The 290-nt window shown below is 71.0% G+C and carries 1 protein-coding gene; it reads right to left on the bottom strand.

Annotation, left to right across the window (positions count from 1 at the left end; genetic code table 11):
- Positions 1-290, bottom strand: a 290-nt coding sequence (locus tag AC5Y6X_RS24500) for a hypothetical protein (RefSeq protein ID WP_499989731.1), incomplete at both ends; no start/stop codon positions are given.

Here is a 290-nt window from a genome sequence, read left to right as displayed (position 1 = left end):
GGGTATTTGGTGGTGAACCAGCCCACGGTGCGCGACAGGTCCACGTCGGGGGCCACGTCCTCGGCGCGGCCGTGGCCCTCCACATCGATGCCGATCGGCGCGCCGTGCATGCCGAGGAATTCCGCGCACGCCAGGCCGAGCGCGATCAGCAAGATGTCATGGACGCCGGTCCGGAACGCCGCCGGCACCTGACCGAGCAGCAGCCGGGTGGTGGCGGCATCCAGCGACACCGATAGGTGTCCGGCGCTGGCATAGGTGTCGAGCTCGGGGTCGGGCGCAGCCAGTGCGGC

This window comes from Mycobacterium sp. NGS26 (genome assembly GCF_059813025.1).
This window is presented reverse-complemented; position numbering and strand designations above follow the sequence as displayed.